We start from the raw sequence: 8,290 nt of genomic DNA on the forward strand, positions 1-8,290 counted from the left end.
TAAGCGCCCCTGTGCCCTGCAACCATCCCCGGCGACCGGGGCTGGAAATAAGAGGAATTTATTCCTCTTCCAACTCGATGTTGATACCCAGCGAACGGATCTCTTTCAACAATACGTTGAAGGATTCCGGCATGCCTGGCTCCATCTGATGGTTGCCATCCACGATGTTTTTGTACATCTTGGTACGGCCGTTTACATCGTCGGACTTGACGGTCAGCATTTCCTGTAGCGTGTACGCTGCGCCATAAGCTTCCAGCGCCCACACTTCCATCTCACCGAAGCGTTGTCCACCGAACTGAGCCTTACCACCCAGCGGCTGCTGAGTAACCAGGCTGTAAGAACCGGTAGAACGTGCATGCATCTTGTCATCAACCAAGTGGTTCAGTTTCAGCATGTACATATAGCCAACGGTAACCGGACGTTCGAACTGTTCACCGGTACGTCCATCAAACAGCGTGATCTGACCAGAGGTCGGTAAACCGCCCAGAGTCAACAGCTCTTTGATTTCTTTCTCTTTTGCACCATCAAACACTGGTGTTGCAATTGGCATACCCTTACGCAGGTTCTCTGCCAGAGTCAGCACTTCTTCATCGGTAAACTTAGCTAAGTCTACTTTTTGACGCGTATCATCACCCAGGTTATAAGCCTTCTGGATAAATTCACGCAGTTTTGCAACTTCCTGCTGCTGTTTCAGCATGGCGTTAATCTTGTCGCCAATACCTTTAGCAGCCAGACCCAGGTGGGTCTCCAGAATCTGACCGATGTTCATACGCGATGGTACACCCAGCGGGTTCAGAACTAAGTCAACAGGCACGCCGTTTTCATCGTAAGGCATATCTTCGATCGGGTTGATCTTAGAGATAACACCTTTGTTACCATGACGACCTGCCATCTTGTCACCAGGCTGAATCTGACGCTTAACCGCCAGATAGACTTTGACAATCTTCAGAACGCCAGGGGCTAAATCGTCGCCCTGAGTGATCTTACGGCGCTTACCTTCAAGTTTCTTCTCAAACTCGGATTTCAGTTCGTCGTATTGCTCTGCCAGCTGTTCCAGCTGGTTTTGCTTATCTTCGTCACTTAAACCGATTTCAAGCCACTTGTCGTGAGTCAGTTTGCTCAGTTTCTCTTCTTCGATGCCGCCGGAAACCAGCACATCGTGAATACGGGCAAACAGACCAGCTTCGAAAATCTTCAGCTCTTCAGTCAGGTCTTTCTTAACCTGCTTCAGCTGCATATCTTCGATTTCAAGCGCACGCTTATCTTTTTCTACGCCGTCACGGGTAAATACCTGAACGTCGATAATGGTACCTGAAACACCGTTTGGTACGCGCAGTGAAGAGTCTTTAACATCAGACGCTTTCTCACCAAAAATCGCACGCAGCAGTTTTTCTTCTGGCGTCAGTTGAGTTTCACCTTTAGGTGTTACTTTACCAACCAGAATGTCACCACCGGTCACTTCAGCACCGATATAAACGATACCGGATTCATCCAGCTTAGACAGCGCTGCTTCACCCACGTTAGGGATGTCCGCAGTGATCTCTTCCGGCCCTAACTTGGTATCACGAGATACGCAAGAAAGTTCCTGAATGTGGATAGTAGTAAAACGGTCTTCCTGTACAACACGCTCAGAAACCAGGATGGAGTCTTCGAAGTTATAACCATTCCAAGGCATGAATGCGACGCGCATGTTCTGGCCAAGAGCCAGTTCACCCAGGTCAGTAGACGGGCCGTCAGCTAACACGTCACCGCGTTCAACTGGCTCGCCTAAAGAGACGCATGGCATTTGACTGATACAGGTGTTCTGGTTAGAACGGGTGTATTTAGTCAGGTTATAAATATCGATACCTGCTTCGCCCGGCATCATCTCGTCTTCGTTAACTTTAATCACGATACGAGATGCGTCGACGTATTGAACGGTACCACCACGAGTTGCAACGGCGGTTACACCGGAGTCAACTGCTACAGCGCGTTCCATACCGGTACCTACCAGCGGCTTATCAGCGCGCAGGGTTGGAACCGCCTGACGTTGCATGTTCGCACCCATCAGAGCACGGTTGGCGTCATCATGTTCCAGGAACGGGATCAGAGAGGCACCGACGGAAACAACCTGTTGGGTTGAAACGTCCATATAGTCCACTTGATCGCGGCTGAACAGGCTTGATTCGCCTTTGTTACGACAGGTCACCAGATCTTCCATGAAGCGGCCTTCGTCATCCAGGTTGGAGTTCGCCTGAGCGATAACGTAGTTGCCTTCTTCAATGGCGGATAAGTAATGAATTTCATCGGTAACCAGACCATCACGTACGCGACGATATGGAGTTTCCAGGAAACCATACTCGTTAGTCTGTGCATACACAGACAGGGAGTTGATCAGACCGATGTTTGGACCTTCCGGCGTTTCGATTGGACATACGCGACCATAGTGGGTCGGATGTACGTCACGTACTTCGAAGCCCGCACGCTCACGCGTCAAGCCGCCCGGGCCCAGTGCAGAGATACGACGTTTGTGCGTAATCTCGGACAGTGGGTTGTTCTGGTCCATAAATTGTGAAAGCTGGCTTGAACCAAAGAACTCTTTCACCGCTGCCGAAATCGGCTTCGCGTTGATCATGTCCTGAGGCATCAGAGTATCAAGATCGCCTAATGACAGACGCTCTTTAACCGCACGCTCAACACGCACTAAACCAACACGGAATTGGTTTTCAGCCATTTCACCAACAGAACGAATACGACGGTTACCCAAGTGATCGATATCATCCACTTCACCAACACCGTTACGGATGCCGATCAGTTTCTTCATCACTTCAATAATGTCGTCTTTGCTCAGAATGCCGGAACCTTCAATTTCTTCGCGGCTTAAAGAGCGGTTGAACTTCATGCGGCCTACCGCAGAAAGGTCATAACGATCTTCAGAGAAGAACAGGTTCTCAAACAGATTTTCTGCAGCTTCACGCGTTGGTGGTTCACCAGGACGCATCATACGGTAGATCTCAACCAGCGCGCTTAAGCGGTCGGAGGTTGGATCGACGCGTACGGTCTCAGAGATATAAGCACCGTGGTCCAGATCGTTGGTGAACAGCGTTTCAATACGCTTGTGACCAGCCATACTCAGCTTAGCCAGCAGATCCAACGTCAGCTCCATATTCGCAGGGCAAATGATTTCCCCGGTCTTCTCATCGATATAATCTTTAGAAGCGACTTTTCCAATAATGTATTCGGTCGGAACTTCAATTTTATCGATGCCATCTTTTTCAAGCTGGCGAATATGACGAGCAGTGATACGACGGCCTTTCTCTACGAAGATCTTACCGCCAGCTTCAATATCAAAAGAAGCGGTTTCACCGCGCAGGCGCTCAGGAACCAGTTCCATTTGCAGCTTGTTATCGCGGATTTCAAATACGATCTTGTCAAAGAACAGATCTAAAATTTGTTCAGTCGAGTAATCCAGCGCACGCAGAATAATGGTCGCTGGCAGCTTACGACGGCGGTCAATACGAACAAACAGGTTATCTTTCGGGTCAAACTCGAAATCCAACCAAGAACCGCGGTAAGGAATAATACGTGCGTTATACAGCACTTTACCCGATGAGTGGGTTTTACCCTTGTCGCTATCAAAGAACACACCCGGACTACGGTGTAACTGAGAAACGATAACACGCTCTGTACCGTTAATAACAAAGGTACCGTTATCGGTCATGAGTGGAATTTCACCCATGTAAACTTCTTGTTCTTTGATGTCTTTCACCGTGCCCGCCGGAGCGTCACGATCGTAAATCACCAGGCGCAGTTTTACGCGCAGCGGTGCGGAATAGGTCACACCACGGATTTGACACTCTTTGACATCGAATACAGGCTCACCAAGACGATAGCTTACATACTGTAACTCGGAGTTACCACTGTAGCTCTGGATAGGGAACACTGAACGGAATGCTGCTTCCAGTCCATGTTGGCCTTCCGGGTCTTGCTCGATGAACTTCTGGAACGAGTCAAGCTGGATAGAAAGAAGGTAAGGAATGTCCAGAACTTGTGGACGTTTGCCAAAATCCTTACGAATACGTTTTTTCTCGGTATAGGAGTAAACCATAGGGTTCCTCAGCTCGCTGAAAAGTCGACCCACTCTGTCCGTCCGAACAGGGACAGTTCTTCATGCAACACTATTTATTTCGATCGGAAGAATGAAAATCTTCCGCAATACCCATTTCTATTACTCTTAAATCATTTCATTACGCTGTTAGCGGGTCAGTAAACCAGACCGGGAACGCAGTATATTAAGTCGTCAATAGAAAGAAATATTGGGGTTACTCAGTAGGCAAACAGTGTGAAATTCTACTGAAACCCTATAGCGCAAAAAGGCTGGTGACTAAAAAGTCACCAGCCATCAGCCTGTAAGTCAGGCTGCAAACTGGAACGAGGTCTTACTTAACCTCAACAGAAGCACCAGCTTCTTCCAGTGCTTTCTTCAGAGCTTCAGCTTCATCTTTGCTGATGCCTTCTTTAACTGCAGCTGGAGCAGCTTCAACTAAGTCTTTAGCTTCTTTCAGGCCCAGACCGGTTGCGCCACGTACTGCTTTGATAGCAGCAACTTTGTTAGCGCCAGCATTAGTCAGAATTACGTCGAATTCAGTTTTCTCTTCAGCAGCTTCAACAACAGCAGCTGGGCCAGCAGACAGAGCTGCTGCAGAAACGCCGAATTTCTCTTCCATAGCAGAAATTAATTCAACGATTTCCATTACAGACAGAGCTGCAATACCGTCTAAAATTTGGTCTTTAGTGATAGTTGACATAACAAGTGATCCTAAAATATAGAAATAATTTATACGCTAAAAAGCAACGATAGAATAAGCGATTATGCCGCTTGTTTCTGATCGCGCAACGCAGCCAAGGTACGAGCCAATTTGCCGGCAGCGGCTTCTTTCATGGTTCCCATCAGGCGTGCGATTGCTTCGTCATAGGTTGGTAAGGTTGCTAAGCGGTCAATATTTGCCGCAGTAATCAACTCACCTTCAAAGGCTGCTGCTTTAACCTCAAACTTTGCATTTTCTTTAGCAAACGCTTTGAATAAACGAGCTGCTGCGCCCGGATGTTCACTGGAAAATGCAATTAAGGTTGGACCAACAAACGTGTCTTTCAGGCACTCGAACGGAGTACCTTCAACTACGCGACGCATTAAGGTGTTACGAACAACACGCATATATACGCCAGCTTCACGACCTGCTTTACGCAGTTCAGTCATTTTGGCTACAGTAACGCCGCGGGAATCCGCAACAACTGCAGACAGCGCACCCTTGGCTACTTCGCTAACTTCAGCAACAATCGCTTGTTTGTCTTGAAGATTTAATGCCATTGGCTTTGTGCTCCTGGATTAGACCGGGATAATTCCCGGAACTCACATCACCTGAATCAATCGTTTTCCGAAGAAAACGATGAACAGGCGTTAAAACACGGTGAGTAGAATCCAGCAAAGACTATTCTTTTAAAAAAGAAAAACATTCTTTTGGCTCTCTCACCGTCTACGCAGGCTGTTATCCTTTACAGGAACAGCAATTAAGTATGTCGCCATACACCTGCGGTCTTGGACGGAGGCCTGGATAAGGCCAGGCTCCAACCGAAAAATTCTAAGGGGCCAAATTCTAGACGAATCTGGCTCCATAGTAAAGCAGTGAATTAAACGTTCGCTGCTGAGCTCAGGCTGCTTTGATCGATAGCAACGCCAGCACCCATGGTGGTTGACAGGCTAACTTTCTTAACAAAAACACCTTTAGCTGTAGATGGTTTAGCTTTCTTCAGTGCAGACAGCAGAGCTTCTAAGTTCTCTTGCAGTTTATCTGCATCAAAGTCAACTTTACCGATAGTGGTATGAATAATACCGTTCTTATCATTACGATAACGAACCTGACCTGCTTTAGCGTTCTTAACCGCTTCTGCAACGTTAGGAGTAACGGTACCCACTTTCGGGTTTGGCATCAGACCACGTGGACCTAACACCTGGCCTAATTGACCTACAACGCGCATTGCATCCGGAGAAGCAATAACAACGTCAAAGTTCATTTCGCCTTTTTTGATTTGGTCTGCTAAATCTTCCATACCGATCAGATCTGCACCCGCTTCTTTAGCTGCTTCAGCGTTTGCACCCTGAGTAAATACAGCTACGCGAACGGTACGACCTGTACCGTGTGGCAATACAGTTGCACCACGGACGTTTTGGTCAGATTTACGAGCATCGATACCGAGGTTTACGGCAACGTCTACACTCTCAACGAATTTAGCAGTTGCTAATTCTTTCAGCAGAGCAACAGCTTCAGTAATTTGATACTGTTTAGTTGCGTCAACTTTGTCACGGATTACGCGCATGCGCTTGGTTAGCTTAGCCATTGATTAACCCTCCACTACCAGGCCCATGGAACGAGCAGTACCTTCAATAGAACGCACCATAGCGTCTACATCAGCACCAGTCATATCCGCGGCTTTAGTTTGTGCAATTTCACGAACTTGCGCGCTTGTAACAGTTCCAACTTTAGTTTTATTTGGAACGCCAGAACCAGACTTAATGCCAGCCGCTTTCTTCAGCAGAACAGCAGCAGGAGGAGTCTTGGTAACAAACGTGAAAGAACGGTCTGCATAAACGGTGATTACCACAGGAATTGGTAAGCCTTTTTCAATGCTTTCAGTTTTAGCATTGAACGCTTTACAGAATTCCATGATGTTCACGCCTTGTTGACCCAGAGCTGGACCAACTGGTGGACTTGGGTTTGCCATACCAGCTGCAACTTGCAGCTTAACGTAGGCTTGGACCTTCTTAGCCATGTGTATTTCCTCGGTTTGGGTGATAGCGCCTCGAGAGGCTCCCCGTTTTTAAATAAACCTGTGTGTGCTTTTATAAAATAAGATGCGCGGAATTATACGATAATCCCGCGCATCTTACAATATGGTAATCCAATAACCTGACGGTTATCTTTTACTGACCATTTTGGTCGGTAAATTAACCTTTTTCGACCTGGCTGAAATCCAGTTCGACCGGTGTTGCACGACCAAAGATAGATACCGATACTTTCAGGCGGCTCTTCTCGTAGTCAACTTCTTCAACCACACCGTTAAAGTCAGCAAATGGACCATCATTAACACGGACCAGCTCACCCGGCTCGAACAGCGTTTTCGGACGTGGCTTATCGCCAACCTGCTGCAGGCGATTCATAATCGCATCAACTTCTTTATCGCTAATCGGAGCTGGACGATCTGAAGTGCCGCCAATGAAGCCCATAACGCGTGGAATGCTACGAACCAGATGCCATGTAGCATCGTTCATCGCCATTTGAACTAATACATAGCCTGGGAAGAATTTACGTTCGCTTTTACGACGTTGGCCACCGCGAATCTCAACAACCTCTTCGGTCGGAACCATCACTTCACCAAATTGATCTTCCATCTCGTTCAGTTTGATGTGCTCACGCAGAGACTGCGCTACGCGACCTTCAAAACCAGAGAATGCTTGCACTACGTACCAACGCTTTTTAGGGGCTTCAGACATCTTAGAACCTCAGGCCAGTTATAAATGAGACCAAACGGACCAGAATACCATCCAGCCCCCATAGAATCAGTGACATAACAACAGTCACCGCCGCAACGATCAACGTTGTTTGCAGCGCTTCCTGACGTGTAGGCCAAATTACTTTTTTCATTTCAATGCGTGCAGCGCGCGCAAATTCGACGGTCGCTTTACCTTTAACGGTAAACAACGCAATCACAAAAGCAATGCCAATAATTGCCACAACCGCAATTGCACGTACCGGCAAGCTATATCCACGATAGATATAATTACCAACGATAGCAGCAATCAATAACGCAGCGACAATCAGCCATTTAGCTATTTCTAGTCCACGCCCGCTTGCTTGAGCTTCGGTATTCGCACTCATAAACCAACCTGTCATAATGACTTAAGTAAATCTTTCACTCCGCATTATAGCAGAGCAACCAAGCCGAATGCTCGTTCTTCGGCATAATACGCCGTATATGAGCCTATCTCACCCTAGCTCTCACTGCCCTTATACCAGATGATAAGGCAGAAAAACTTGATGAGATAGGTTCTTTTTAACTCACAACGTTGAAAAAGGGCATCAAATGATGCCCTCTTAAAGCTAGTTGCGTCAAACTTATTTGATGATCTTAGCAACAACACCAGCACCAACAGTACGACCACCTTCACGGATAGCGAAGCGTAAACCTTCGTCCATCGCGATTGGTGCAATCAGAGTTACTGTCATCTGAATGTTATCACCTGGCATTACCATCT

8 protein-coding genes are annotated in these 8,290 nt (G+C 47.3%); all 8 read right to left on the reverse strand.

Translation table 11 applies throughout. From position 1 onward, the window contains the following. Positions 1-58 precede the first annotated feature (58 nt). Complete coding sequence (rpoB, locus tag LPW36_RS14635; protein WP_230610826.1) at positions 59-4,087, reverse strand: DNA-directed RNA polymerase subunit beta; 4,029 nt, start codon at positions 4,085-4,087, stop codon at positions 59-61. A gap of 331 nt (positions 4,088-4,418) precedes the next feature. Next, positions 4,419-4,787, reverse strand: a complete 369-nt coding sequence (gene rplL, locus LPW36_RS14640) for a 50S ribosomal protein L7/L12 (protein WP_218468572.1) — start codon at positions 4,785-4,787, stop codon at positions 4,419-4,421. Positions 4,788-4,849: 62 nt separating this feature from the next. Further along, positions 4,850-5,347: a 50S ribosomal protein L10 gene (gene rplJ / locus LPW36_RS14645; RefSeq protein ID WP_230610828.1), complete on the reverse strand. Its 498-nt coding sequence runs from the start codon at positions 5,345-5,347 to the stop codon at positions 4,850-4,852. A gap of 320 nt (positions 5,348-5,667) precedes the next feature. Further along, complete coding sequence (gene rplA / locus LPW36_RS14650; protein ID WP_218468570.1) at positions 5,668-6,375, reverse strand: 50S ribosomal protein L1; 708 nt, start codon at positions 6,373-6,375, stop codon at positions 5,668-5,670. Positions 6,376-6,378: 3 nt separating this feature from the next. Then, positions 6,379-6,807, reverse strand: a complete 429-nt coding sequence (gene rplK, locus LPW36_RS14655; protein ID WP_108901158.1) for a 50S ribosomal protein L11 — start codon at positions 6,805-6,807, stop codon at positions 6,379-6,381. 175 nt (positions 6,808-6,982) lie between these two features. Beyond that, positions 6,983-7,528: a transcription termination/antitermination protein NusG gene (gene nusG, locus LPW36_RS14660; RefSeq protein ID WP_108901157.1), complete on the reverse strand. Its 546-nt coding sequence runs from the start codon at positions 7,526-7,528 to the stop codon at positions 6,983-6,985. A gap of 1 nt (position 7,529) precedes the next feature. After that, positions 7,530-7,913, reverse strand: a complete 384-nt coding sequence (secE, locus tag LPW36_RS14665) for a preprotein translocase subunit SecE (protein ID WP_230610830.1) — start codon at positions 7,911-7,913, stop codon at positions 7,530-7,532. Positions 7,914-8,150: 237 nt separating this feature from the next. Next, on the reverse strand, positions 8,151-8,290 hold a 140-nt coding region (locus tag LPW36_RS14670), incomplete at its 5' end, for an EF-Tu C-terminal domain-related protein (RefSeq protein ID WP_476738496.1).

Source organism: Limnobaculum eriocheiris (assembly GCF_021010575.1).
Lineage (GTDB): Bacteria > Pseudomonadota > Gammaproteobacteria > Enterobacterales > Enterobacteriaceae > Limnobaculum > Limnobaculum eriocheiris.

What these genes read in the sequence shown, in the direction of transcription:
- rpoB (WP_230610826.1), bottom strand. Translation starts at nt 4,087, where the DNA reads ATGGTTTACTCCTATACCGAGAAAAAACGTATTCGTAAGGATTTTGGC.
- rplL (WP_218468572.1), bottom strand. Translation starts at nt 4,787, where the DNA reads ATGTCAACTATCACTAAAGACCAAATTTTAGACGGTATTGCAGCTCTG.
- rplJ (WP_230610828.1), bottom strand. Translation starts at nt 5,347, where the DNA reads ATGGCATTAAATCTTCAAGACAAACAAGCGATTGTTGCTGAAGTTAGC.
- rplA (WP_218468570.1), bottom strand. Translation starts at nt 6,375, where the DNA reads ATGGCTAAGCTAACCAAGCGCATGCGCGTAATCCGTGACAAAGTTGAC.
- rplK (WP_108901158.1), bottom strand. Translation starts at nt 6,807, where the DNA reads ATGGCTAAGAAGGTCCAAGCCTACGTTAAGCTGCAAGTTGCAGCTGGT.
- nusG (WP_108901157.1), bottom strand. Translation starts at nt 7,528, where the DNA reads ATGTCTGAAGCCCCTAAAAAGCGTTGGTACGTAGTGCAAGCATTCTCT.
- secE (WP_230610830.1), bottom strand. Translation starts at nt 7,913, where the DNA reads ATGAGTGCGAATACCGAAGCTCAAGCAAGCGGGCGTGGACTAGAAATA.